The sequence below is a fragment of the Brumimicrobium salinarum genome (genome assembly GCF_002844555.1).
Taxonomy (GTDB): Bacteria; Bacteroidota; Bacteroidia; order Flavobacteriales_D; family Crocinitomicaceae; genus Brumimicrobium; species Brumimicrobium salinarum.
Map to the genome: position 1 here is coordinate 276,365 of NZ_PJNI01000001.1, position 26,105 is coordinate 302,469.

Sequence of the window (26,105 nt, forward strand, 5' to 3'; positions counted from 1 at the left end):
ACGTCTTAGCTATTTTTTGTTGCGTTTGAATAAAAACAGGGTAAAATATGAAGTGAGTTCTAACGTGTTTAATTGATTTATCATTCGAAGCGGTTTTTAAGCAATAGAGTATGGGACGTTTTTGAGTTAAACCTATAGTTAATTGGTAGTTATGGCATTCAATTTATTATGCTAATTTATAAAATTCCACTAAATTCGTGGTAGAACCAAAAAAACTAATTAGTGAGTAGAATTATTATTATTGTAGTAGTTGGGTTTTTATATTCATTTAAGTCTATCTTTTCGTTTGCTCAGGACTTCTCAAGCAGAGTTACTGTGGAAGCGGACTTTAGATTAGTTCCGGTATTGAGTTCTTTTTATGGTGAGGGCAATTTTTACAACATAAAATCTGAACAGAAAAATGGACTTATTCGAACTACTCAACGGCAAAATCATTTCAGAACGGCTTATAGCCTCAGAGCCTATATTAGTACGAAAAGCGGAAAGCATTTGTTTGGTGTCGGAGTAAGGTATTCACGCTCGACTAATAATAGAGGTCGAGTTTATCATCCAGACTCCTTGTTTTCTATGTTGATGACTGAAAACCTTGTAGCGGATTATATTGGAGGTAATTTCAGGATGTTATTTAATCCTTTAAAAAGCAATAAGCTTAGGTTTGGTTTTACCATTGGAAGTGGGATGTTATCTGGGAGAAATAAAACCATTTCTTTAGCCCATGAGTCGGAGGAAATTGATCCTAATGGGGTTTCAAAAACCCGTAAGTATTTATCTGAAGATGTTTCAGATTATAATCTAGGGTATCAAGTAAAACTTTACGATTTATATTTGAATGGTACTTTTCAATACCATTTAAAAATTGGAAAAAAAACAACCTTATTTACAGGAATTGAACTCCCGCTTTTGAGATTGTTTTTCTTTAACTCACAAACGAGATTAGGGTTGTCTTTAAATAATGAAAGTTTTTTTACCTCCTACGAATCTTATGTTCCTAGTATTGGAGATCAAGTATCAGCAAATAAAAATTTCGCTTTTTCGCTCAAGAAAACTAATTCACTTAGCTTAAATTTTGGAATATGTTATACCTTGAATTGAGAGTCAAACAACAAGTATGTTAAGTTACTACTAACTCTATTTATCAGCTGCATAATTTAAGTTCTCAGACCAACATTATTAAACACAAAATCTCAAGAATCTGCTAAGGAATCAGTACCTTTGCGATAAATCAAAATTGTTCAAAATGAAACGTTCAAATTCTGAGAAATTATATGAAAAAGCATTGGAATATTTCCCTGGTGGAGTGAATTCACCCGTACGTGCTTTTAAAGCGGTGGAGGGTGCTCCATTGTTTATTAAAAAAGGAAAAGGTCCTTATATTTGGGATGAAGATGAAAATCAATTCATCGACTTTTGCTGTAGTTTTGGCCCGCATATTTTAGGACATAACTACCCAGATGTTCACCAAAACATAGTAGATACTTTAGAAAACGGAACCAGCTTTGGTGCGCCTACGAAATTGGAAAGTGATTTGGCTGAGATCATCATTTCTCGAAATCCTTATGTTGATAAAATTCGTTTTGTTTCTTCTGGAACGGAAGCGGTAATGTCAGGAATACGCTTGGCAAGAGGTTATACCGGAAAAAACAAAATCATCAAGTTTGAAGGATGTTACCACGGTCACTTTGATTCTTTGCTTGTAAATGCAGGATCAGGATTAGCAACATTTGGCGAGAGTTCAAGTGCGGGTGTTCCACAAAAAGTAGTTGAAGACACCATTGTTATTCCTTTAAATGATGAGGAGGCATTAGAAGCTGCTTTTGAAAAACATGCAGATGATTTAGCATGTGTAATTATAGAGCCGATTCCAGCAAACAACGGACTTTTATTACAAGAAAAATCGTTCTTGCTAAAGCTTCGTGAAATGTGTACAGAACACGGTGTTTTATTGTTCTTTGATGAAGTAATTTCAGGATTCAGAGTTGCATTTTCAGGTGCTGCTGAATATTATGACATTGCTCCAGACATCGTTTCTTACGGAAAAATTATTGGTGGTGGATTGCCTGTAGGAGCTTACGGTGCGAAAAAACACATCATGCAAAGCGTTTCACCAGACGGACCAGTTTATCAGGCAGGAACTTTAAGTGGAAATCCAGTGGCTATGGCTGCAGGAATTGCGCAATTGACAGTTTGTAGTCAACCTGGTTTTTACGAAGACCAAGAAGCAAGAACAAAAACTTTTGTTGAATCTGTTAACGCACATGCCAAAGAAAAGGGATATGATTTCTCTTTGGTAACTGTTGGCTCAATCTTCTGGATGGCATTTTCTGACCAAACAACAATACGTAGCGCAGCACAGATTAATGCTGACATGACGCCATTTAAAAAATTACACAAAGCCTTATTGGAAAGAAGTGTATATGTTGGTCCAAGTGGTTACGAAGTAGGATTTGTTTCTCATGTTCACACAAAAGAAGTGCTTGAAAATGCTGCACAACAATTTAAAAATGCATTGGATGCTGTATTTTCTTGATGAATCAAGAAGATAGGGAGCGGATTTCCCTCGATAAATCGAGAAAAATAGTTTAAAGAGAGAGACTGTTTTCCCAATCTGATTAAAAGAGAAAGGTGATAATGAAATAAAATTTCATTATCACCTTTTTTTTCTCTATGATGACCGAGTGAAGAAGAGTTCCTGCACCCTCCACCTGCCGATTTATCGGCAACTCTCCCTAATTTGAAAGAACTTTCAAAAGTTCTTTCAAATTATCCACCCGTAAATCTGCCACTTTCAATTGTTCAGAAACCTCATGTGTTCCATCTGGAACTGCTACAACATTCATTTTTGCAGCTTTCCCTGCGATTACACCATTTAATGAATCTTCGATAACCAAACAGTTTTGGGGTTCACTTTTTAACAATTTTGCAGCTTCAATATATACTTCAGGATGAGGTTTTCCATAAGTACAATTTTGAGCAGAAAGTGTTACATCGAAATAATGAGCAATCCCAAGTTTTTCGAGACTGGTGTCAATTAAAATCTGAAAAGATGAACTTGCCAAGCCAATTTTCATTCCTTTAGATTTAAAAAATTCTAGAATTTCAACAACACCTTTCATTGGTTTTCCATTGGCTTTTATTCCATTGACCATCTCCAGCATGATTTCATCTACGACTTCTGCTTTCGTTTTGTTTTTCCACGGATATAAAGCATACCAATAATCAACCACTTCGTCTATTCTTAAACCAACAGTTTTTTCACCTCCAACAGCAATAAAGTCAATTCCAATGGTATCGAAAACTTTAATTTCAGCGGCTTTCCACATCGGTTCAGAATTGATTAAAACTCCGTCCATGTCAAAAATTATGGTATCAATTTCTTTAAGGTCAATCATTTTTTCTGCTTATAAAGATAATTGTGGCTAAAGATACTCGCTGCATTTTCATCTGTCAAATAAATAAATCTTTTATCGGCTGCAATTCCTTCTTTTTGTGTCCAAGAATCGTGTAGATACTCTTTTTTCTGAACCCATTTTTCATTCTCATATTTATACATATAAACCTTAGAATAGGTCAATAGATAAAGTTCATCTTGATTATAGAAAGTAGCGTCTGTAATGCTTTCCTCGCGCCAATTTGTAGCGGGTAGTTGTAAATCTGCTACAAGATTTGCTTGGTATTCCCCTGGAACTAATGGTAGAGAGTAAATCTTAGCAATTCCATCAAAAGGAACAGTTCTGTTTTTCGTAAAAATAAGTAATTCATTTTCACCTAAAACATTCTGCTTAACTACCATTGCTTCTGCATCGTAGTACAAATCAGACTGATAAGGAGGGAAGTGTCTTTGTTCAGGATAAGAGAATAAGATTTGTTCGGCCTTTACGGTATCTTCGGTTAAAACCTCATCCATTCTCAATTTATAAACACATAAATCTTTGCGTTTATTTTCATTATTACCTATGTCAGCGATGTATAAATATTTTTCATTATCGTAAGCTAGCGCTTCCCAATCTGTGTTTTTGGCATCAGCAATATAACAGGTGTGTTTAATTTGTGCCTTTTTATCAAAGACATAGATCATTGGTTCACCACCAGAGTCATTGATTGTTAAAAATAATTTTTTATGCTTAATTAATGCAGAACTTTCTTTTAAATCTGATGGAAGCGGGGTTATTTTATCTTGTGAAAAGCTATAAAATAGATTCAAGATAAAAAGAATGATAAAGCCAGTTTTAGACATACTCAAAATTAAAATAAAGATTTGTACAATGATAGTAAAAATTGGTAATTTGACTTGAGATTTACAAAACACGAATTTTATGAGTCATATCTAGACTGTATTTCGGCACGTTCAAATCATCGCACTGTATTTTAGAATGCGGGTTAATGATAGATCTTACAGCTAAAGTTTTAAACAAAAAAAGAGGATGAAAACCATTTCCATCCTCCTATAATATTTAAAAATATATTATGTGTTATCCACATTTACTGTGTCCACAGTTTGTGCATGTTAAACATCCTTCTTGAAACTGAACGCTTTTTTGATTACATTCTGGACATTCGTTGTTACTTTTTGTTCCATCGGGTACAAATTTCTTCACTACTCTTGTCACACCATTTTTCCATGTGTTTAGTGTATCATCACTTAAGTTTAATGAACCTACTAAATCAACCACATGAAGTAAAGGCATTCCATGACGAAGTACACCTGATATCATTTTAGCATAATTCCAATATTCTTTGTCAAACGAACGTGACAAACCTTCAACAGTAACGTTATATCCGCCTCTATCTTCATATTGGAAGTCATAACGACTGCTGTCATCACTTTTCACTTTTTTAATGAAACCTTTTTTTACATCATTTGGAATTCCATTGAATCCGTCTCTACGTCCTGTAAATATTTCATACGGACGCCCATCTAACATCCCGACAAATGCAATCCATTCTTCCAAGTTATTTTGGAATCGAACAACCTCTGCTTCTAGTTTTTCTGGACGCTCTGGAGCGTGGTGGTCATCAAAATTAATTGTTTTGTTATCGTCTTTTTCCTCTTTTTCTGAAGTTGAAACCAATACTCCCGAACGTGAACCATCACGATAAACAGTAACACCTTTACATCCTGACTCCCAAGCTGTTTGATAAACCTTACCAACCATTTCTTCTGTGATATCATTCGGTAAATTAACCGTCACTGAAATTGAATGGTCAATATGTTTCTGAACACGTCCTTGCATTTCCACTTTCTTTACCCAATCAACATCATTTGACGTTGCTTTATGATATGGAGATTTTGCAATAATGGACGCGATTTGGTCTTGATCCATTTTACGTACCTCTTCCAAATCATAACCTTTCGCAATAAGGTATGTTTCAAATTTGTGGTGGAAAACAGGGTATTCTTGCCAAGAGTCACCAACTTCATCTACGAAATCTACTCTTGCATCCGTATCATCTGGATTAATCTTTCTTCTTCTCATGTAAGAAACCATAAATGCAGGCTCAATTCCAGAAGTTGTTTGTGTTAAAATAGATACAGAACCTGTTGGTGCAATCGTTAACAAAGCAATATTTCTTCTTCCTTTTTCTACTAATCTTTCGTAAAGCGCAGGATTTTCCTCTTTAATACGCAACATGAAAGGATTATTCTCTTCACGTTTTGCGTCCCAAATTGGGAATGCACCTCTCTCTTCTGCCATAATACTAGAAGATAAGAAAGCGTTATGCTTTAATCTCATGTGTAATTTATCCGAGAAGTCGTTTGCTTCGTCAGTACCGTAACAAATCCCCATGGCAGCAAGCATGTCACCTTCTGCTGTAATTCCCAACCCGGTTCTTCTACCTTGTTGACATTTTTCACGGATTTGCATCCATAAATTCAACTCGGTATTTTTTACGTGATCAGATTCTGGATCATTTTTAATTTTATTGATGATTTTGTCTACTTTTTCAAGCTCTAGATCAATCAAATCATCCATTAAACGTTGCGCTAACACAACATGCTTATCAAACAATTCATAATCAAACGTAGCTTCATCTGTAAATGGATTATTTACGTATGAGTACAAGTTAATCGCTAATAAACGACATGAATCATTTGGACACAATGGAATTTCTCCACATGGATTTGTAGAAACTGTTTCAAATCCTAAATCAGCGTAACAATCAGGAATAGATTCTTTAATTAAAGTATCCCAAAATAAAACTCCTGGTTCAGCAGAAGCCCACGCATTGTGAACAACTTTACCCCAAATTTTCTTTGCATCTACTGTTTTAGTAAATGTGGGTTGCGCTGATTTCACAGGATAAGTCAATGTATAATCTCCTCCTGTTAATGCTGATTTCATAAAATCGTCAGAAATTTTTACAGAAACATTGGCACCTGTAACTTTTCCTGCTGTTGTTTTGGCATCAATAAATGCCTCTGAGTCTGGATGATCAATAGCAATTGATTCCATTAAAGCACCTCTTCGCCCACCTTGAGCAACTTCTCTCGTTGAGTTTGAAAAACGTTCCATAAAAGGAACAACTCCAGTGGCAGTTAAAGCGGAGTTCTGAACTGGAGATCCACTCGGACGAACAAAAGATAAATCAACCCCTACTCCAGCTCTTCTCTTCATCAACTGAACTAATTCTTGATCCAATTTCAAAATTCCACCATAAGAATCTTCATCACGATCATTCCCAATTACGAAGCAGTTTGAAATAGAAACATATTGAAAATCATTTCCAATGCCAGCCATTGGACTTCCTTGTGGAACAATGTATTTAAAATCTTTAATTACGTCATAAATTTCTTGTTCACTTACAGGGTTGGGATATTTGGCTTCAATTCTAGCAAACTCTCTCGCCAAACGATGATGCATTTCATCTGGTGTTTTTTCATAAAGGTTTCCCATGGCATCTTTCAGCGCATACTTTTTCATCCAAACTTCACCAGCTAAAGTGTCTCCTTTGAAATAATCTATTGCTGCTTTCAATACATCTTCCTGCGCGTATTTCTTTAATTTGTCCTGAGTTTTAAGTGCCAATCCTTCGCTCATATCACCATATATTTTTAAAGTTGTTAATATTCAATTTGTTGGTTAGATTCGAAATAAAATTTTAGTCTGAAAAATTTCGATGCTCAAATCTGGGATAAAATTAGGAACATTAATTGACAAAAAAGGTTCAAAAAAAAAATATCATTTTTACTTATTCACATTTACTAAAATTGGAAAATAAAGTTTGATTTTTATTTCAATTTGAAACCTCACATTTGCAAAGGAAATGAAAGATAAATCACCTTAATTTTATTTCTCTTTAAATGTTGAAAAGACATGAATAAAAATCTATCAACATAGGATGTTTATAATTAAGTAAAAACAATTGTGATTTGTATTGAAATAATGTGCATCTTAAAAGCCTTTTTATACGAAACACTTCTATAAACCAATAAAATCAATAGATAAGATTACATTTTTTGTCGTTAATCATAAATATAAATTTTATGCCTTAAGAGTCCTTGTTGGTAATAATTTGAAGAAAAATAGTATGTTTTTTTCTCTAAAACAACGCTTTATTTAGTGTAAATAAAACCACCAAAATTTATACTTTCTTGAAAGAATTATATCGTGAATGTACAATCAAATTCTTTTGGAGATTTACATCTAATTTGAACAATTCATAGTGTATCAATTTGAACATCAAAATCAACTCAAACAAAATAGATCTAAAGGCAAATTTGAGCGTTAAAATTACTGAGAATTGATTGGACAATTTTAAGAAATTGTATTTGCTAAATGCTAGCGTTTTAAAACCTGAATTGTATGTTCACCATTGGAAATATAATATACTCCTGTTGACAAGTTAGACATATTGATTAACCTCTTTTTTGATGGAGTCAAAGAAATCAATATGTCTTGGGTTATCTCAACTCCAATTGAATTAAAAACATGTATAGAATTCTCGTTATTTATACCTGATAAAGTAATTGTATGTTCAACAGGGTTAGGATAGGCAGTTAAAGCTAAGGTCTCATCATTCAATACCGAAACGATAGGGAAAAATGTCGTTGCACCATTAAAATCAGTTTGTTGAAGTTTGTAATATGAAACACCTGCAAGAGGTGAATAATCTGTCCAAGCATATTCATTGACGCTTGTGCTATTCCCTGCTCCGTCAATAGTTTGAACTTTCTCCCATTGTTTTCCATCTAAAGAACGTTGAAGGGTGAAAAAATCATTGTTTGTCTCCGTTGCCGTTTTCCATGAAAGCTCAACCTTACGTTCTTTTTTTACAGCATCAAAAGTGATAAGTTCAATTGGAAGTGGTTTTGAAGGTGCAACGTCGTCCAGACCTGGTCCTTCAACCCAAAATATAATTTCATTACATAATAGGCTTTCAAGGGTCGCATTCGGGTCTTCTAATGGTTTGCGATTAAAGGCAATACCCTTCCCAGAAAATCCTTGGTTTCTAACATTATCAATTAAGCCATGGTCTGTCATAACATTGTCACAGTATATTCTTAATCTTAAATTCCAAAAATTATATTCAAAATTTGAAGGTAACTCAACTCCATTTTCAAAAAACTCTATATCATAACTAAAATATAAACCATAAAATGTTGTAGTTCCTTCTTGTTGTTTATACAAGCTGTCAATTGTAACATCAATTATTACATCAATTTCTCTATCTTGATTTCCCCATGCAGGTCTTGTTGTTCCAGTATATTGAAAGTCAAATTGTGCAAAAACCCCTAAAGTCAACATGAAAGTAAATAATAAAGTGATAACTGTTTTAATCATTGTATAATCTTGTTTTTAAATCACTGCAAATATAACGAATCATATCTGTATGCGTGCATAACAAATGTTACATTGAATTAAAAAAAGTTATAATATTGTTAATGCCTATCCGATACTTTAACAGTAAAAATATCTAAGCCGTCAATCATGTCAATAAACGGTTAATTGACAAGGTCCTTCGTAAATTTCTATTTTCAACTGGATGGAAATAGAAATTCACCTCAGGATGACATTAGAATAGGGTCATCCTGATCATATTTGAAAATTAAGATTTTTAAATATGGAAGGATTTTGACGAGTTAAAGAGAGTACTTTTATTGTAGTTTATTAAACTACTGGTAAAGTTCCTGATAAGCATTTAATGTTAACACTGTACACTTTTCATTTCTAACTCATTAAATTAGCTCTTTCTCAATCACTTCTTTCAATGAGTTTTTTGGAAGTGCACCTGCTTGCATCATAGGTTGTTTATCTCCTGTTGGGATAAAAAGCATGCTCGGAATACTTCTGATTCCAAAAACAGCTGATAATTCTTGTTCTACTTCAGTGTCAATTTTGTAAATGTTCACTTTTCCAGCGTATTCCTCAGACAGCTCTTCTAAGATGGGAGCCACTGCTTTACAAGGTCCGCACCAATCAGCATAAAAGTCAATAATTGCTGGTTTATCACCTTTATATTTCCATTCTTTTGATGCGGTATAATCAAAAATATCTGCTTTAAATTGTTCTGCTGTTAAGTTTATTGTTGCCATATTATCTTTTCTTTTTTAAATGTATTGCAAAGATGAGGCTTTATCTCGAAGATATATGTAACAGTAGTAACTTAAAAACATGTTGGCCATATATTCCAACATATTGCTTTATGCTTCATAATTAGGTTAGTAACTCTACTCCTTTAAACTTATCTGCTACTTCGTCGAGCGTATCATATACTTCATTGATATCAAAAGTTGTTACTAATTTTGTTCGAAATGGCTTAAAGTGAGGAATTCCTTTAAAATAATTAGAATAGTGGCGTTTCATTTCAACAATGGCTAATTTTTCACCTTTCCATTTCACACTCATTTCTAAATGTCTTCTAGCAACTTCAATTCTTTGGTCTAAGGTAGGTTTTGGCAGGTGTTCTCCAGTTTGTTGATAATGCTTTATTTCATTAAAAATCCATGGATACCCGATCGAAGCACGACCAATCATTAATCCATCTACTCCATATTTTTCTTTATACAAGACCGCTTTTTCGGGTGTGTCAATATCACCGTTTCCAAAAACAGGAATATGCATTCTTGGATTGTTCTTTACCTCTGCAATTAATGACCAATCAGCTTCGCCTTTGTACATTTGTTTTCTTGTACGACCATGAATGGAAATCCCTTCAATGCCAACGTCCTGTAATCTTTCTGCAACTTCAACAATATATTTCGTGTTTTCATCCCAGCCTAACCGTGTTTTCACCGTTACGGGCAAAGAGGTGCTTTTTACAATTTCAGCAGTCATCTTTACCATTTTTGGAATATCTTGCAAGATTCCAGCTCCAGAACCTTTACATGCAACCTTTTTAACTGGACATCCATAATTAATATCAATTATATCTGGATTTGTTTGGGCTGTAATTTCGGTTGCCCGTTTCATACTTTCAATATCGTTTCCAAATATCTGTATACCTACAGGGCGTTCATATTCAAAAATATCGAGTTTTTCAACACTTTTCACAGCATCACGGATAAGACCTTCAGAGGAAATAAATTCTGTATACATCAAGTCTGCACCATTTTCCTTGCACAACGCTCTAAAAGGTGGATCACTAACATCCTCCATTGGTGCAAGTAATAAAGGAAAATCACCTAGTTCTATATCTCGAATCTTTGCCATTATTCTGCAAAATTACATCTAAGTTTAATAAACACAAAGGCATTCATTAATAAAGCCAACTTTATTCATTCTTTTTTATTTTTAATTAGTTGTAAACTTTGTTTATTTTTGAACCTTAACATGTATCTATGAAGATTTTTTTATTTGGGGTTTCATTGTGCTTACTTTGTTTTATTTCTTGCAAGAAAATTAATTCAATCAAGAAGTTAGAAGATGACATCGTTTTTAAGATGTTTAACCCATATTTATCTCTAACTCCTACTGATAGTGTTATCGAAATAACATCTTCAGATTGTTTTATTCCTTACCATAAAGATACATCAGCGCGCATTTTTCTGGATTTTGATCATGATGGAACAGACGATTATGAGATGATTTACTCAATACACTATGATTCAATTAGTGAGGATAGCTGCATGAATTATCATTCAAAAATAACTTTCAAAAGCGCGGTTTTTGGACACACTGTGTTCGTTACGGATAAGAACACAAATAAAGTGATGTTTTACGATGACAAACAACCCATTGTAAACACATCCGTAACATCTGCTAATCAAGCAATTATTTACGATAATTCACCAAACAATAGTTTTACAGATGCAGATAAAGAAAATAATATTATTGGCTTTCAACTTTTAAATGGAAAGGTTGGATGGTTAAAATTTTTCTTATTAAAAGATCAATTCCAATTAAAAATGATTGAATATGCCTATAACGACCAAGTTCAGCTTAAAATAAAAGCAGGTCAAAAAGAATAATTCCATTCCATTTATTAGCAAGCAATCTATAAAATAGAGACTTTATGTGCGGTATTACCGGAATAGTTAATCGAAGAGCCAACGTAAAAGCTGAAACATTAGAAAAGATGACACAATCGATAAGTCATCGGGGTTCTGATGCTAAAAGTTGTTTTCTAAATTCAACCAAAACATGTGGTTTAGGGCATCGTAGATTGAGTATTATCGATCTTTCAGATTCTGCCAATCAACCCATGCATTCAGATGATAGAAATTTTTCCATTGTATATAATGGCGAGCTATATAATTTTGATGAACTCAAAAAAGAATTAGTTAATCAAAACATAGAGTTCTCAACAGATTCAGACACAGAGGTTGTATTAAAATCTTTTATTCATTGGGGTCCAGCCTGTGTTGAACGTTTTAATGGAATGTTTGCTTTTGCCATTTGGAACGAAGCAAAGGAAGAACTTTATCTTTTTAGAGATCGATTAGGAATCAAACCTCTTTACTATGCATGGCATGCTGAAACTTTTTATTTTGCTTCAGAGTTAAAAGCAATTACACCATTTATTCGTAAGGACAAGTGGAACGAAAAAGCCATTCAACATTATTTTAGATTGGGTTATATTCCTGCTCCACTCACAATTTATCAAGATGTTAAAAAACTAGATGAAGGAAGTTATTTACACTTAGAAAAGGCCGACTTAACGATTCATAAATATTGGAGTATAGAAAGCAAAATAGAGAAAGAAGTTTTCAGTGACGAACATCAAGCTAAGAAAAAGCTACATGATTTACTAAAATCAAGTGTAGCCTACCAATTGAAAAGTGATGTTCCTTTTGGTGTATTTCTAAGTGGAGGAATAGACTCTTCTGTAATTGCTGCTGTTGCACAATCAATTGCCAAAAAACCCATCTCAACCTATTCTATTGGTTTTAAAGAAGCCACATTTGATGAAAGTAAATATGCAAAGCAGATTGCTGAAAAACTTGGCACCGATCATCATGAATTTATTGTCTCCCATCAAGAAGTACAACAATTAGTAGAAGAAATTCCTACTTGGTATGACGAGCCATTTGCGGATGCTTCTGCACTACCAACATTTTTGATTTCTAAAAAGGCCCGTCAAAAAGTAAAAATGGTACTCACGGGAGATGGTGGAGATGAACAATTTATGGGATACGGAATGTATACATGGGCTGATCGATTAACTACATTAAAAACTTTACGATGGCTTATTAAAAAAGTACTTTCAGTTTCTTCAAAAGAAAACCATAATCGCGCAAGTCAATATTTTAATTTTAAAGAAGACGAACATTTACCGTCTCACATATTTTCGGTCGATCAAGGTTTTTTTAATACACATCAATTGAAAAATAACTTTACTTTTTCGGATACATATTCACCATTGATATTAGAAAAAACTAAGCGTAGATTAAAAGTAAGCGAACAGCAATCTTTTCACGATTTAAAATACTATTTACCAGGAGATTTACTTACGAAGGTTGATCGTGCAAGTATGCAAAATCAGTTAGAAGCACGTGTTCCCTTATTAGACCATCGTTTAGTAGAATTTTCATTAAATTTAGATGAAAAGCTAAAGCGAAAAAATGGAGGTTCAAAGTATTTGTTGAAGGAAGTACTGTTTGAATACTTATCTCCTAAACTTTTTGATCGTCCAAAATGGGGATTTGGAATTCCCCTTAATTTATGGCTCAAACAAGAATTAAAGCCCTTGTTGGATAAATACGTTAATCGTGAATTGCTTAATGAAATCTCTTTTTATAATGTAACCGCAATTATGCAACTAAAAAGCGATTATTTGGATGGAAAAACCTATTTGTATAATCAATTATGGTTGATTATTGTTTTTAATATGTGGTATTGTGAAACAAGTCAAGCGGAAAAATTGACAGAATGAAACTCCAAGCTTCATTTAACTATTTAGTAATTGAGTAAAGCGTATCAATTCTTAACAACAATTCCTTACTTTCGTATTTTAAAACTAAGGTATTGTGAATAAAGATTTTCAAGAAGATAAAAAAACAACAAAAGGCATTGCTATTTTAGGATGCACGGGTTCAATTGGCATACAAGCACTAGAGGTTATTTCTAATTATCCTGATGTTTTTGATTTAGAGGTGATAACGGCCAATAACAATGCTGATTTGCTGATTCAACAAGCTATAAAGTACAAGCCTAACACAGTTGTTATTGTTAATGAAGATCATTATGAAAAAGTAAAAACAGCATTGTGGGAGCACGACATTCATGTTTACGCTGGAAAAGAATCTCTTTGTCAAGTTGTAGCATTTGAAGCCGTTGATACCGTACTTACTGCTTTAGTTGGCTATGCTGGACTTAAACCGACGATACATGCCATTCAAGCAAACAAAACACTTGCTTTAGCAAATAAAGAAACGCTTGTTGTTGCTGGTGAGTTAATTACTGAAATGGCACGTAAACATGGTGTAAATATATACCCTGTAGACTCGGAACATTCCGCAATTTTTCAATGTTTGGTAGGAGAGTTTCATAATAAAATAGAGAAAATATACCTCACTGCATCGGGCGGCCCTTTTAGAGGTTGGAGTACTGAACAACTCGAGAATGTAAAACCCGAACAAGCCTTAAAACATCCCAACTGGGAAATGGGAGCGAAAATTACCATTGATTCAGCTACCCTCATGAATAAAGGTTTAGAAGTTATCGAGGCAAAATGGCTTTTCGGACTTCATCCTGATCAAATTGACGTTATTGTGCACCCGCAATCGATTATTCATTCTATAATTCAATTTGAAGACGGCAGTATGAAGGCTCAAATGGGACTACCGGATATGAAGCTTCCAATTCAGTATGCATTAACATATCCCGAACGTTTGAAGACCAATTTTCCTCGATTTAATTTTTTAGACTATCCTCATTTAACTTTCGAACAGCCGGATAGCAGAACGTTTAAAAACCTAGCTTTAGCTTATAAGGCAATGGAATTAGGAGGAACTGCAGCATGCGCTTTAAACGCAGCCAATGAAATAACAGTACAAGCCTTTTTAGATAAAAAAATCTCCTTTTTATCTATTGCAGATATTAATGAAAAAACCATGAATGCAGTGGAAAACATACTTCATCCAAAATATGAGGATTATGTTGCTGTTGATCAAGAAGCACGAGATAAAGCTATTTCATTTTTGTAGTAGTTGTAAAAGACTATGTCCAAAATTTATAAACATTACCTTCCTTCAGGATTAATAGTAAAATCTTTATAAGAGATAAATTGCTTATCCTCTTATTTTCTCATGATAATATTCGATTATTGAAAAATTAATAGACCCTCCTGAGTTTCACTCAATCAAGATAATAGCTAATTAAGGAAGGGTATAAATAGTAAAAAATTATATAAAAAACAAAATCGCCGAGTTTGTGCGAAACTCGGCGATTTTCTGTAGTACTAAGTTAAACAAAGTAGTGCAGTGTTATACTATACAATTAATGCACTACAAAGTTAATACAGGAAAACAGATTATAAAAGGGGGATAACCCCTCAATCCATATTATTTAATGTTTAATTGCTTTAATTGTTCTTTCCTAAATATTTTTGCATCCGCTATAAATGTGCCAAAAGGCAACAATGAAGCTACGTAGGCCCAAAAATTCGTTGTGAAACTCCATTTCTTTTCTTGGTTTACGATAAAAACCATAATACAATATAAAATAAATAACACCCCATGTGCCATACCAACTATTTTATTAGGCGTTGGCATATCATACATGTATTTGAGCGGCATTGTTAACCCCAATGCGAGATAAGAAATACCTTCAACTAAAGCTAAAATCCTAAGAATACCTAAACTTGATTTAAAATTCATTTTTTTGTTGCAAGATACTTATTTTCCGTTGTTGGCTCAACATAAATGAAGAAAACAAGATCACTTTAAATAAAAATAAATTATTGATTTCCCATTTCGTCAATCAAACCCTTGTTTTCCAAAGCCCAAACAATTAATCTTTTTTTACTTGTGTCTATTTCTAGTTTCTTACAGATTCGTGAACGATAGTTTTCAACAGATTTTGCAGAAACAAAAAGTAATTCTGAGATTTCTTTAGAAGAGTACTTTTCGGCCACTAAGGTTAAAGTTTTCATTTCTGTTGCCGTAAGTTGTTTCAATTTTTCCGTTAATTCACTGTACTTTTTCAATTGCTGTTGTACTTTAGCTGATTTTCGCATCGATTTAGCAATGTAAGAATCGCCCATCTTTAAACTCTCAATACACTCAACTAATTCTTCGGATGTATTATCTTTTACAAGGTATGCATTTGCACCATTATCAAAAGCTTTTTTCAACATCTCACCATCATTGTACATGGTCAAAATAATAACCTGGCTATTTGTTTTTTCTTTGACTGTTTTACAGACTTCTAAACCATTTTTATTTGGCATATCTATATCTAGAAAAGCAAAGTCTGGTGGGTTTTCTAAGATTGCTTTTTCTGCATCTTCTCCATTGTCATATTCATAAATTTCGGCCTCTAAATATGCATTCTGAAGAAGCGACTTTAATCCACTTCTAAAAATTGGATGATCATCTGCAATTAATAATTTCATGCTTCTTTATTTTGAAATTTAATAACAATTTTAACTCCTTTACCTGGTTGGGATTGAATTGAAAAGCGTCCTCCTATTTTGTTGACCCTTTCTTTCATTGCTGAAATACCAAACCCTGACTTTGAAACGGCATCAAATCCTTTACCACTATCTCTATAAATATACGTATAATAAGATCCTTCTTTTGTAATTGTTATCCGCAATGATTTTGCTTCTGCATGTTTTAGGGTGTTATTAATACATTCCTGACTTATGCGGTATAATTGTTTTTGTATTTCTTCATTTAAATGATCAATATCGGCGGATAAATCGTGACTTGTAATTAGATTGGTATCTTTCTCCAAACGATCTAAAAGAGAAACCAAACTTCTATTCAACCCTATTTTTTCTAAAAAAAATGGGTGTAATCTGTGAGATAAGGTTCTTACTTGTTGAATAATTTGACCCAGGGATTCCTCCATATCATCAACATCGTCAAGCTTCCCTCTATTAAATAAATTAATTTTAGATTTTGCCACCGATAAAGATTGACCAATATCATCATGGAGGTCTTTCGATATTCTAGAACGTTCATCATCAATGTTCTTAATTAATTGATGACTAAAAACAATTTGCCGCTTTCTACGTATTTGCATATATCTAAAATAAATGAGTACTGCGGCAATCAGTAAAACAACAATTACAATGATGGTAATGATGGTAACGCGTGACTGATAAATGCGATTGTCTTTCTTTAATATTGCAATCCGCGTTCTTTCTTCATTTAATTCGGCTTCTCTTTTTTCTGTTTCATAAATTACTTGAAGCTCCGAAAACTGTTTTTGGTTTGTTAAGACCTCTAAACTGTCACGCAGATTAGCATAAGTCATGTAATTATCTAATCCTTTTTCATATTGACCGAGTTCTTTATAAATTTTAGATTTTATTTTATAGCCATTCAATACATCATCGATACTATTGTTCATTTTTGAATAAAACATTGATGAATCTACTGCCATTAACGCATCATCAAACTTCTTTTTGATTAAAAAAGATTTTGCTTTAATAAGAAATGTTTTGCTTATATCTTGTACTTGATTATATTTTTTGAATAACATATACGCTGAATCAGCATGCATAAATGCTAAGTTAGGATCATTTGATTTATAATAAGCTTCACTTAAATTAAGGTGCGTAACTCCTTTAGTGTATGGGAAACCAAGTTCATTGGCTCGCTTCATAGAGTTTTTAAAATAGGCTATTGATTCTTCAAGCATACCAAGGCTTTCATAAACCAAACCTAAATTATTTTGTAAATAAAAATTTAATCGTATGCTTCCAATTTTTTCTGATAGTTTTTTTGACTTCATGAAGTCATTAAGTGCTTGGTCATATTGCTTGTTTTTATACTTAATTAAACCAATATTACTGAGCAGCATGCCTTGTAAGAAGGTGTTGTCCGTTTCAACAGCGATATCATAGGCTTCAAGATAATATTTTAAAGCCTGATTAGGTTTATTGTCTAATTCAAAGCAAAGTGCAATACCATTTAAACTAATTGCAGCATTTTCATGATCTCCCCTTCGCTTAGACACATTTAAATATCTATGAAACGTTTCCTTTGCCTGCTTTGGGTTCAAATTAAAATTATAGAAATTTTTTCTTATTAAAGTTGAAATTATTAAGGTTGAATCATTGGCTTCTTTAGCATAAACAATAGTTGTGTCATAATATGAGAGTGCTCTTTTTTGATTTCCTGTGAAAAATTGATAATTACCGTATGCTTGATAAACCTTACCTATTTGCGTCAAATTATTACCAGAACGCGCAATATTCATTGCTGTAATCATGTAATCTTTTACAACATTAGAATCTGAATACGTACTATTTTGAATTTTACTTATTAATTGTTCAAATTCTGATTTTTCTTGTGCCCAAGAAATATAGCTTGAACTTAAAACGATTGTAAAGATTATTATTAGAACTTTCATTTTTTTCAAAATTACAACTAATTTTTCAATATATTTTTTCTAGTGGTCTAGGATGTCGAAATGATTTAACTGTTACGTTACTCCACATATAATTTAACACCATTTTTTGTTTGATAAAAGATAAAATTGTTATATTGTGGACTAACGAAATTATTAAATTATGGTTGAGTTAAGTAAAAACATTTTGACAAAAGTTAGTTTTGATCGTCAATTGTTTCAAAAAGAGCTTGAAAAATCTGTAAGATGGATAAATAAATCAGAGGATTTACAAGTGTTTAGAGAATGGTGTATGCTTGAGTTTGGTCATTTATACCCATCTGTATTAAAAAAAGTTTTTTACAAAAAATAAAAGAAAAGGAGCGTAAAGCTCCTTTTTTTAATTCTTATTCTTCTATTGCGCATTGTCCTCAATTAACAAGGTGTAAATAACATTAAATTGCACTTTTAATTTTTTGACTTAATAAAATCTATATTCCTTTTTAAGCCCGAAAATTTGGTGCGTTTCACAGCACTTTTCTTAAATACTTTTCTAAAAACCTCTTCAGTTAGCTCTTCCCAATCGGTTCGTTTCATATCAAGTAGATCATCATGTGGTTTTAACCTTGGTACGTTGTGAGCTTTGGAGAATCTATTCCATGGACATACATCCTGACATATATCACAACCAAACATCCAATTCTCCATTTTACCTTTAAATTGATTGGGAATTTCGTCCTTTAATTCTATGGTTAAATAAGAGATACACTTACTTCCATCAACTACATAAGGTGTTATTGCATCGGTAGGACAAGCATCGATACATTTTGTGCATGTACCACAATAATCTTTTATAGGTCCATCTGCATTTAAAGGTAAATCTAAAATTAACTCTGCAATAAAGAAAAACGACCCATTTTTTGGATGAATGAGGTTGGTATTTTTACCTACCCAACCTAATCCAGATTTTTTTGCCCAAGCCTTGTCCATGACTGGTGCTGAATCAGTAAAAACACGTCCGCCAACTTCACCAATTTCATCTTGAATTTCTTGAAAGAATGTTTTAAGTTTGTCCTTAATTATAAAATGGTAGTCTTCTCCATAAGCATACTTAGATATCTTGTAGGTCTCATCAGCACACTGCTGCTGATCAGGGTAGTAATTAAATAATAAAGAAACCACGGATTGTGCTCCAGGAACAAGTTTTCTTGGGTCCAAACGTTTATCAAAATGGTTTTCCATGTACGCCATTTTACCATTCTTATTATCTTTTAACCATTGCGCCAAGTGAGGCGCTTCCTCCTCTAAGAATTCAGCTTTAGATATACCGCAGTACATAAAACCTAAGTCTTTCGCTTTTTGTTTTATAAATCGGGTATTATTTTCTACGCTATGCTTCAAGTTTAAAACAATCCAGTTTGTGATGCCCCTGGTGATTTACCAAGATGTTCGTATGCCTTAGGGGTAACTTTTCTTCCACGTTGGGTTCTCAACAAAAAACCTTCTTGGATAAGAAATGGTTCATAAACCTCTTCAATTGTACCAGCATTTTCACCAACAGCAGTTGCTAGAGTAGTAATTCCAACAGGACCACCGTTAAATTTATCTATCAGTGCAGTAAGCAAACGATTATCCATTTCATCTAATCCATTCTGATCAACGTTTAATGCGGTTAATGCGATGTGCGTAATTTCTAAATTAATGGTTCCATTACCTTTAATTTGTGCAAAATCTCGTACTCTTCTTAAAAGTGCATTGGCAATACGTGGTGTTCCTCTACTTCTACTCGCAATTTCATAAGCGGCATCATGTTTTATCGGAATATTCAATAAATCAGCTGATCGATTCACGATTAAAGTGAGTGTCTTGGCATTATAGTATTGTAATCGTGCATTTATTCCAAAACGTGCTCGCAAAGGCGCAGTAAGCAGTCCTGAGCGCGTAGTTGCGCCAATAAGAGTAAAAGGATTTAATGCAATTTGAACAGTTCGCGCATTGGGACCAGAATCAATCATAATATCGATGACAAAATCTTCCATTGCAGAATATAGGTATTCTTCAATTACAGGAGATAAGCGGTGTATTTCATCGATAAATAAAACATCACCTTCTTCTAAATTGGTTAGTAATCCTGCTAAGTCACCAGGTTTATCCAAAACGGGGCCTGATGTGACTTTGAAACCAACCTCTAATTCATTGGCAATAATATTTGAAAGGGTTGTTTTACCCAAACCTGGAGGTCCATGTAATAAAACATGATCTAAAGGTTCATTTCTTTGTTTTGTTGCTTGTACAAAAATTTGAAGATTTTCAACAATCTTTTTCTGACCCGTAAAATCATCAAGAGACTTAGGTCTCAATACCTTATCGATCTCAGTATCTCCCTGTTGGTTTTCAGCTCTATAATCAAAATCTTCTTCTTCCACACACAAGTATTTATATTCCAAAGATAAGAAAAGCCCAGCACACTTAATGTACTGGGCTAAAATATTCCTATATGAATTTTTTAATGTTCTTCTTCACCCTCTTTTAATGGAACTGTTTGTGGGATGAAATCCTCTTCTGCTCCAGGTTTAGAGTAGTCATAAGGCCAACGATGTACAGTCGGCAACTCTCCAGGCCAGTTTCCATGTCCAGGAAGTGCAGTTGGTGTTGTCCACTCTAAGGTGTTTGATCTCCACGGATTTAAAGGCGCTTTTGGTCCTCTAAATATACTATAGAAGAAATTAAAGAAGAAGAAGACTTGTCCAAATGCACCAATGATTGCAAAGACAGTAATGATAATATTCAAATCTAAAATCATTTCGCCAGCAGTTGGGTTAAAGGTATCAAATATTGAGTTATCATAATATCTTCTTGGTGTTCCTCCAATTCCAACAAAGTGCATTGGTAGGAATACTCCATAACCACTAACTATTGTAGTCCAGAAGTGAGCATATCCCAGTCTTGAATTCATCATTCTTCCATACATTTTAGGGAACCAATGATATACACCAGCAAACATTCCAAATATAGCGGATAATCCCATTACAACGTGGAAGTGAGCTACTACGAAATATGTATCATGAACCTGAATATCAAGAGCAGAATCGGCTAAAATAATACCGGTTACACCTCCTGAAATAAAGGTTGAAACTAATCCAATAGCAAACAACATTGCAGGTGTAAACACGATTGATCCTCTCCATAAAGTTGTTAAGTAATTAAATACCTTAACAGCAGATGGTATTGCAATTAATAGAGTTGTAAAAACGAAAACACTTCCTAAGAATGGATCCATACCAGAAACAAACATGTGGTGTGCCCAAACAATAAAGGACAAGAAACCAATAGCTAATAAGGAACCAATCATTGCTCGGTAACCAAATATAGGTTTTCTAGAGTTTGTAGAAATAATTTCAGATGAAATTCCCAAGGCTGGTAAAAGGACAATATAAACTTCTGGGTGTCCTAGGAACCAGAATAAGTGTTGGTATAAAATTGGTGAACCACCAACGTTATCAAGCATTTCTCCACCTACAATAATATCACTTAAATAGAATGACGTCCCTAAAACGCGATCCATGAATAATAATAATGCGGCAGATAACAATACTGGGAAAGATAAAACACCTACAATAGCAGTTACCAAGAAAGCCCAAATTGTTAAAGGCATTCTAGTCATTTTCATTCCTTTGGTTCTAAGGTTAACAATCGTTGAAATGTAATTTAAGGAACCGATTAATGAAGATGCGATAAATATGGTAAGAGAAATTAACCATAGGGTCATTCCTAAACCTGATCCTGATACAGCCTGTGGAAGTGCTGATAAAGGAGGATAAACCGTCCAACCAGACATTGCTGGTCCAGACTCTACAAATAGAGACACCAACATAATAACTGAGGAGATATTAAATAACCAAGCTGACATCATATTGATGAAACCTGAGGCCATATCTCTCGCTCCTAACTGTAATGGAATAAGTACGTTGGAGAATGTACCACTTAAACCTCCTGTTAATACGAAAAACACCATTATAGTTCCGTGAATGGTAACTAGACCAAGATACATATCTTGATTAAGTATTCCGTCTGGTGCCCATCGATCTCCTAAAAACATGTTAAGGAAATCAGAGGATTCTCCTGGCCATGCCAATTGAATTCTAAAAAATACAGACAACATCATTCCAACTAATCCCATAAAAATAGCAGCAAGCAAGAATTGCTTACCTATCATTTTATGGTCATAGCTAAAGATATACTTTGATACAAAGCTCTCTTCGTGGTGATCGTGTTCGTGAATTGCTTCTTGAGCTGCAGCTGCCATGTGTTAAATATTTAATGTATTTATATTCTAATCTAATTATTAATTTTCTTCTACTCTACTTGCTATAGATTGGTAGTATTCGAGTAAATCCTCTTCATTACCTTTAATCCAAGGAGTTCCATCATAAGTAGATTTTGTTTTTTGCCAATCTAAATACTCTTCTGGTTCTAAAACTTTAATCGACATTTTCATTCTATAATGAGAACCTCCACAAATCTTGTTACATAATAAAGCATATTCAAATTCGGGATTATTCAACTTTCTTTTCATGTCATCTGTTGAATAAATAGGTTGAAACTTAAAGTAAGTTGTTAATCCAGGGACAGTGTTCATTTGTGCTCTAAAGTGTGGGAAAAAAGCACTATGTATAACATCTTTTGATCTGAAAGAGAAGTTATACTTTTGTCCTTTTAATAGAACAAGACTATCTTCAACAATAACATCATCATTTGCAAGCTCGTCAAGTGAATCTGCATAAGTTATAGACATTGCTTCAAGAAGACGTGACATTCTTTCTTTTCTACCTAACTCAGTTTCTAAGTCTTTCCTTTCCTTTGCTGATAAAATTACCGAACGGTCATTGAGTTTTTCCTCAATCATTTCAACACCACTTTGACCAGGTTCACCAACTTTCATTAAAGATAACGAACGTTCAATATTCTCTTTGGTCATAATTCCATAAGGATTTTCAGCGGTAGTTAATTTATAGTCAAATTTACCTAAATCATTATTCATACCAGAATATCTAGCAGTCCAAGCAAATTGGTATGCAAAGATTTCGATATCCTCGTATTCAGCACCTGCTTTTTCAGTTGCAGAATTCCAAGTTTGAAGTCCAAAAATAATGATTACTGAAAGTACAGCTGCTGGAATAACAGTCCAAACCATTTCTAGTTTGTTGTTGTGAGCGTAATAATATGCTTTGACGCCTGGTTTTCTAGAGTATTTCCAAGCAAACACAAACAATAATGTGTTGGTAAGAAAGAATACAGCAATAATAATCACCCAATTCAGGTTAAATAACCAATCAATTTCTTGACCATGAGCCGATGCTGCCGGACCTAAATCTACATATCCATACTTTAACATTAACCAGATAAAAGAAGCATACAATGCAACCATAAAAATAAGCATCATATTTGCATTGAACTTATTTTCATTCTCAGGAATTTCCTCTTCTTTTCTTTTGGTCGCTTTGGCCGTTAATTCACTTACACGCACAAGTTGCGCGATAGCAAGTACACCAAAAATAATTACCAATATAATAACTAACTTATTACCCATCTCTCTTAAATATTAACTAATTCTAACTTAAAAATTATATCTCGTGATGCAAAGATTCGTCCAAAAACGGATGATTCTTACTCACAAGAGGTGCTTTTGTTAATCTTACCAAGATTACTCTTGTAAACAAACCTAAGAACAATACAGCCATTCCTATTTCCATAAATCCGATACTAGCTGTTGGTCCCATTGAACCACCCATAACCATTATCCATACATCTAGCCAATGTCCTGCTAGGATTACAAGTCCAACAAAAACCAGTGTTCCCGCATGTCTTTTTGCATCTCTTGACATTAATATCAACATTGGAAATGCAAAGTTAATGATAAACATACCAAAGTACAGTAATTTATAGTGCTCAATTCTCATTAAGTAATAAGTTGTTTCTTCAGGAATGTTAGCATACCAAATCAACATATATTGTGAGAACCATAGGTATGCCCAAAGGAAAGATGTTGCAAAAACCCATTTTCCAATGTCATGAATATGACTTTCGTTTACTTTTGGTAGATACCCTAATTTTTTCAAATACAGTAAAAGAAGGATAATTACAACCATAGCGCTTGTCCAAGAACCTGCAAAAACATACCAACCAAATAAGGTAGAGAACCAATGAATATCAATAGACATTAACCAATCCCACGAACTTGTTGAGCTAAATACAGCAAAGAAAACTAAGAAAAGAGCTCCTCTTCTGTAGTTTTTAAAATGAATATCAACAGCGTTTGCAGGGTTGTTATCTTGTTCGATTGAACGTTTCATAAATCCTTTCCACATGAAATAGTAAATAGCCAAATAAGCAATGGTTCTTGCCCAAAAGAAAGGCTGATTCAGATAAGCTCCTTTTCCTGCGGATAATTCATCATAATGAGATCCCGTTTCAGTCATAACCTCAGGGTCCATCCACATATAGATGTGTGCACCGTTTGTAAAAGTAAGTGAAAGAAAAGTTATGATTAATAACCCCATACCTAAGGGTAAAAAACCAGTTACTGCCTCAATTACTCTTTTAATATATACATACCAACCTGCTTCTGTTGCATATTGAAGTGCCAAGAAAAACATTGCACTAATAGCAATAGAAAAGAAGAAAAAGCTATTTGACAATAGATTCCCCAGGAATTTTTGGCCTAAATGACCTCCATCAATGGCAGCTATAATTCCGATTCCTGTAAATACAACACCTACAATCATCAAGACCGTGGTCCATATTTTAGCTTTATTTGAAACTTGATAATCCATTTTATCTATTAATTTTCTAAGTTATAAATACTATTAATTTGCTTCTTCAACAGTTGATGAATCAGACACAACCTCTTCCTGAACAGATCCAGCACCGTAGTCATCTAATCTTAACTTATTGATGTGATGAACCACCGTCCAAATTTCTTTTTTATTCAATAATGGTGCATGTGCTCCCATCATTCCTTTACCATAGTATATTGAATAAAACACTTGGCCATCTGGTAAATTCTTCAAGTTTTTAAAATCTGGAACCCCTAAATAAGCGCCACTTTCAACCATAGGTCCTTTACCATCACCTTTTTCACCATGACAATGTGCACAATTGATATTGAAAAGCTCTTTTCCTTTTTTGAAAATATCCTTTTCATTGTCACTAGTTAATTCAATTGGATTTTTATCCTCAGCGGCAATAAAATAGTCACCACCCGCTTCTGTACTTAAGTTCCATCCATGTTTTTCTTGCAATCCATGTGTTACAGGTGCAAAACTATTGGCTTTTCTGTGATAAGGTAAATAAAGCGATAAATCTTCAACTTTACCATGATAAGGAATCGTATGAATTGGTGGATGTTTAGCTGATGCTGTCATCATAGCCTCCACATTAATTTCTTCCTTTACCCAACCATAATCTACATAAGTTTCTATAGCTGGTGAACGATACATATCAGGCATAAATTCTAGCCCTGGAGAATCTGAGTCAGATACACAGGAGAAGAGCGTAAATACCCCCAAGGTAAGTACAAATGTTCGTTTAGATATTGCTACTATGTTTTTCTTCATTGCAATATTATTTAATGTTTTTTTGATCTAATTCTACGATACCTGTTTCCATCAACATGTCTTCTAATTCTTTTTCGGTGAACTTAGCGTTATCATTTAAACGTAACTCCATCACGAAACGATCATCAGTTGTTCGCGGATCAGGATTTTCAGCAGGCATTCCTGGAATTGTTTTATTTGCTAAAAGATAAGTAATTGCCATTGCATGCGCCGCAAATAAGACAGTCAACTCAAATCCGATAGGGACAAATGCCAACATATTCTCTAAAAAAGAAAAGTTAGGTTTACCTCCAATATTCATTGGCCAATCAGTTACCATCATGTATCTCATTCCTATTAAAGCCAACGCTAACCCCGTTAGTCCATATATAAAAGACATGATTCCTAACCTTGTTTCTTTCAACCCAATAATTGGATCCAAGCCATGAATAGGAAATGGTGAAAATACGTCTGCTACTTTAACTCCTTTTGCAACTAACTTCTTTGCACCGTCTTTAAGTACATCATCGTCGTTATACATTGCATAAAAAACTACGTTTGATCCCATGAT

22 protein-coding genes are annotated in these 26,105 nt (G+C 33.7%); 6 read left to right on the forward strand and 16 right to left on the reverse strand.

Annotated elements, in window-relative coordinates; translation table 11 throughout:
• Positions 1-222 precede the first annotated feature (222 nt).
• Positions 223-1,092, forward strand: a complete 870-nt coding sequence (locus CW751_RS01330) for a hypothetical protein (RefSeq protein ID WP_133122095.1) — start codon at positions 223-225, stop codon at positions 1,090-1,092.
• Positions 1,093-1,237: 145 nt separating this feature from the next.
• Complete coding sequence (hemL, locus tag CW751_RS01335; RefSeq protein WP_101333154.1) at positions 1,238-2,527, forward strand: glutamate-1-semialdehyde 2,1-aminomutase; 1,290 nt, start codon at positions 1,238-1,240, stop codon at positions 2,525-2,527.
• 199 nt (positions 2,528-2,726) lie between these two features.
• Here hemL and hxpB read toward each other — a convergent pair whose 3' ends face one another.
• From hxpB to dusB, 6 genes are all read right to left on the reverse strand, one after another.
• On the reverse strand, positions 2,727-3,389 hold the full coding sequence (hxpB, locus tag CW751_RS01340; RefSeq protein ID WP_101333155.1) for a hexitol phosphatase HxpB: 663 nt from the start codon (positions 3,387-3,389) through the stop codon (positions 2,727-2,729).
• On the reverse strand, positions 3,386-4,234 hold the full coding sequence (locus CW751_RS01345; protein ID WP_101333156.1) for a hypothetical protein: 849 nt from the start codon (positions 4,232-4,234) through the stop codon (positions 3,386-3,388). Before CW751_RS01345 ends, hxpB begins: the two co-directional genes overlap by 4 nt.
• A 235-nt stretch (positions 4,235-4,469) precedes the next feature.
• A complete protein-coding gene (locus tag CW751_RS01350) occupies positions 4,470-7,037 on the reverse strand; it encodes an adenosylcobalamin-dependent ribonucleoside-diphosphate reductase (RefSeq protein ID WP_101333157.1) in 2,568 nt (855 codons plus the stop codon).
• Between the two features lie 741 nt (positions 7,038-7,778).
• Positions 7,779-8,780: a T9SS type A sorting domain-containing protein gene (locus CW751_RS01355; protein WP_101333158.1), complete on the reverse strand. Its 1,002-nt coding sequence runs from the start codon at positions 8,778-8,780 to the stop codon at positions 7,779-7,781.
• Positions 8,781-9,175: 395 nt separating this feature from the next.
• Entirely contained in the window at positions 9,176-9,532 is a 357-nt protein-coding gene (trxA, locus tag CW751_RS01360; RefSeq protein ID WP_101333159.1) for a thioredoxin, read from the reverse strand.
• A 121-nt stretch (positions 9,533-9,653) separates the two neighbouring features.
• Complete coding sequence (gene dusB, locus CW751_RS01365; RefSeq protein WP_101333160.1) at positions 9,654-10,649, reverse strand: tRNA dihydrouridine synthase DusB; 996 nt, start codon at positions 10,647-10,649, stop codon at positions 9,654-9,656.
• Between the two features lie 128 nt (positions 10,650-10,777).
• On the opposite strand from dusB, the gene CW751_RS01370 reads away from it, so the two are divergent.
• The 3 genes from CW751_RS01370 to CW751_RS01380 all read left to right on the forward strand — a co-directional run bounded on the left by CW751_RS01370 (position 10,778) and on the right by CW751_RS01380 (position 14,584).
• Positions 10,778-11,407 carry a hypothetical protein gene (locus CW751_RS01370; protein ID WP_101333161.1) on the forward strand — a complete coding sequence of 210 codons (630 nt, stop codon included), beginning with the start codon at positions 10,778-10,780 and terminating at the stop codon, positions 11,405-11,407.
• Between the two features lie 44 nt (positions 11,408-11,451).
• Entirely contained in the window at positions 11,452-13,311 is a 1,860-nt protein-coding gene (gene asnB, locus CW751_RS01375) for an asparagine synthase (glutamine-hydrolyzing) (protein ID WP_101333162.1), read from the forward strand.
• A gap of 94 nt (positions 13,312-13,405) precedes the next feature.
• A complete protein-coding gene (locus CW751_RS01380; RefSeq protein WP_101333163.1) occupies positions 13,406-14,584 on the forward strand; it encodes a 1-deoxy-D-xylulose-5-phosphate reductoisomerase in 1,179 nt (392 codons plus the stop codon).
• Between the two features lie 357 nt (positions 14,585-14,941).
• Here CW751_RS01380 and CW751_RS01385 read toward each other — a convergent pair whose 3' ends face one another.
• The 3 genes from CW751_RS01385 to CW751_RS01395 form a co-directional block, all read right to left on the reverse strand.
• Positions 14,942-15,256 (reverse strand): DUF3817 domain-containing protein, encoded by a 315-nt coding sequence (locus tag CW751_RS01385; RefSeq protein ID WP_101333164.1) that lies wholly within the window; start codon positions 15,254-15,256, stop codon positions 14,942-14,944.
• 80 nt (positions 15,257-15,336) lie between these two features.
• Positions 15,337-15,993: a response regulator transcription factor gene (locus tag CW751_RS01390; RefSeq protein ID WP_101333165.1), complete on the reverse strand. Its 657-nt coding sequence runs from the start codon at positions 15,991-15,993 to the stop codon at positions 15,337-15,339.
• Positions 15,990-17,963, reverse strand: a complete 1,974-nt coding sequence (locus CW751_RS01395; RefSeq protein ID WP_101333166.1) for a tetratricopeptide repeat-containing sensor histidine kinase — start codon at positions 17,961-17,963, stop codon at positions 15,990-15,992. The genes CW751_RS01390 and CW751_RS01395 overlap by 4 nt, the downstream gene beginning before the upstream one ends.
• A 160-nt stretch (positions 17,964-18,123) precedes the next feature.
• Here CW751_RS01395 and CW751_RS01400 point away from each other — a divergent pair, with 160 nt between their 5' ends.
• On the forward strand, positions 18,124-18,312 hold the full coding sequence (locus tag CW751_RS01400; protein WP_101333167.1) for a hypothetical protein: 189 nt from the start codon (positions 18,124-18,126) through the stop codon (positions 18,310-18,312).
• Between the two features lie 95 nt (positions 18,313-18,407).
• On the opposite strand, the gene queG is transcribed toward CW751_RS01400, so the two are convergent.
• The 7 genes from queG to CW751_RS01435 all read right to left on the reverse strand — a co-directional run bounded on the left by queG (position 18,408) and on the right by CW751_RS01435 (position 26,102).
• On the reverse strand, positions 18,408-19,340 hold the full coding sequence (gene queG, locus CW751_RS01405; RefSeq protein ID WP_262484512.1) for a tRNA epoxyqueuosine(34) reductase QueG: 933 nt from the start codon (positions 19,338-19,340) through the stop codon (positions 18,408-18,410).
• 2 nt (positions 19,341-19,342) lie between these two features.
• Positions 19,343-20,365: a Holliday junction branch migration DNA helicase RuvB gene (ruvB, locus tag CW751_RS01410; protein ID WP_101333168.1), complete on the reverse strand. Its 1,023-nt coding sequence runs from the start codon at positions 20,363-20,365 to the stop codon at positions 19,343-19,345.
• A gap of 80 nt (positions 20,366-20,445) precedes the next feature.
• Positions 20,446-22,245, reverse strand: a complete 1,800-nt coding sequence (locus CW751_RS01415; protein WP_101333169.1) for a cytochrome c oxidase subunit I — start codon at positions 22,243-22,245, stop codon at positions 20,446-20,448.
• A 39-nt stretch (positions 22,246-22,284) separates the two neighbouring features.
• Positions 22,285-23,529, reverse strand: a complete 1,245-nt coding sequence (locus CW751_RS01420; RefSeq protein ID WP_101333170.1) for a cytochrome c oxidase subunit II — start codon at positions 23,527-23,529, stop codon at positions 22,285-22,287.
• A 34-nt stretch (positions 23,530-23,563) separates the two neighbouring features.
• Positions 23,564-24,772, reverse strand: coding sequence for a quinol:cytochrome C oxidoreductase (locus CW751_RS01425; protein WP_101333171.1), 1,209 nt, complete (start codon positions 24,770-24,772; stop codon positions 23,564-23,566).
• 33 nt (positions 24,773-24,805) lie between these two features.
• Positions 24,806-25,555 (reverse strand): c-type cytochrome, encoded by a 750-nt coding sequence (locus CW751_RS01430; RefSeq protein WP_101333172.1) that lies wholly within the window; start codon positions 25,553-25,555, stop codon positions 24,806-24,808.
• 7 nt (positions 25,556-25,562) lie between these two features.
• Positions 25,563-26,102: a DUF3341 domain-containing protein gene (locus CW751_RS01435; protein ID WP_101333173.1), complete on the reverse strand. Its 540-nt coding sequence runs from the start codon at positions 26,100-26,102 to the stop codon at positions 25,563-25,565.
• Between the last annotated feature and the right edge of the window lie 3 nt (positions 26,103-26,105).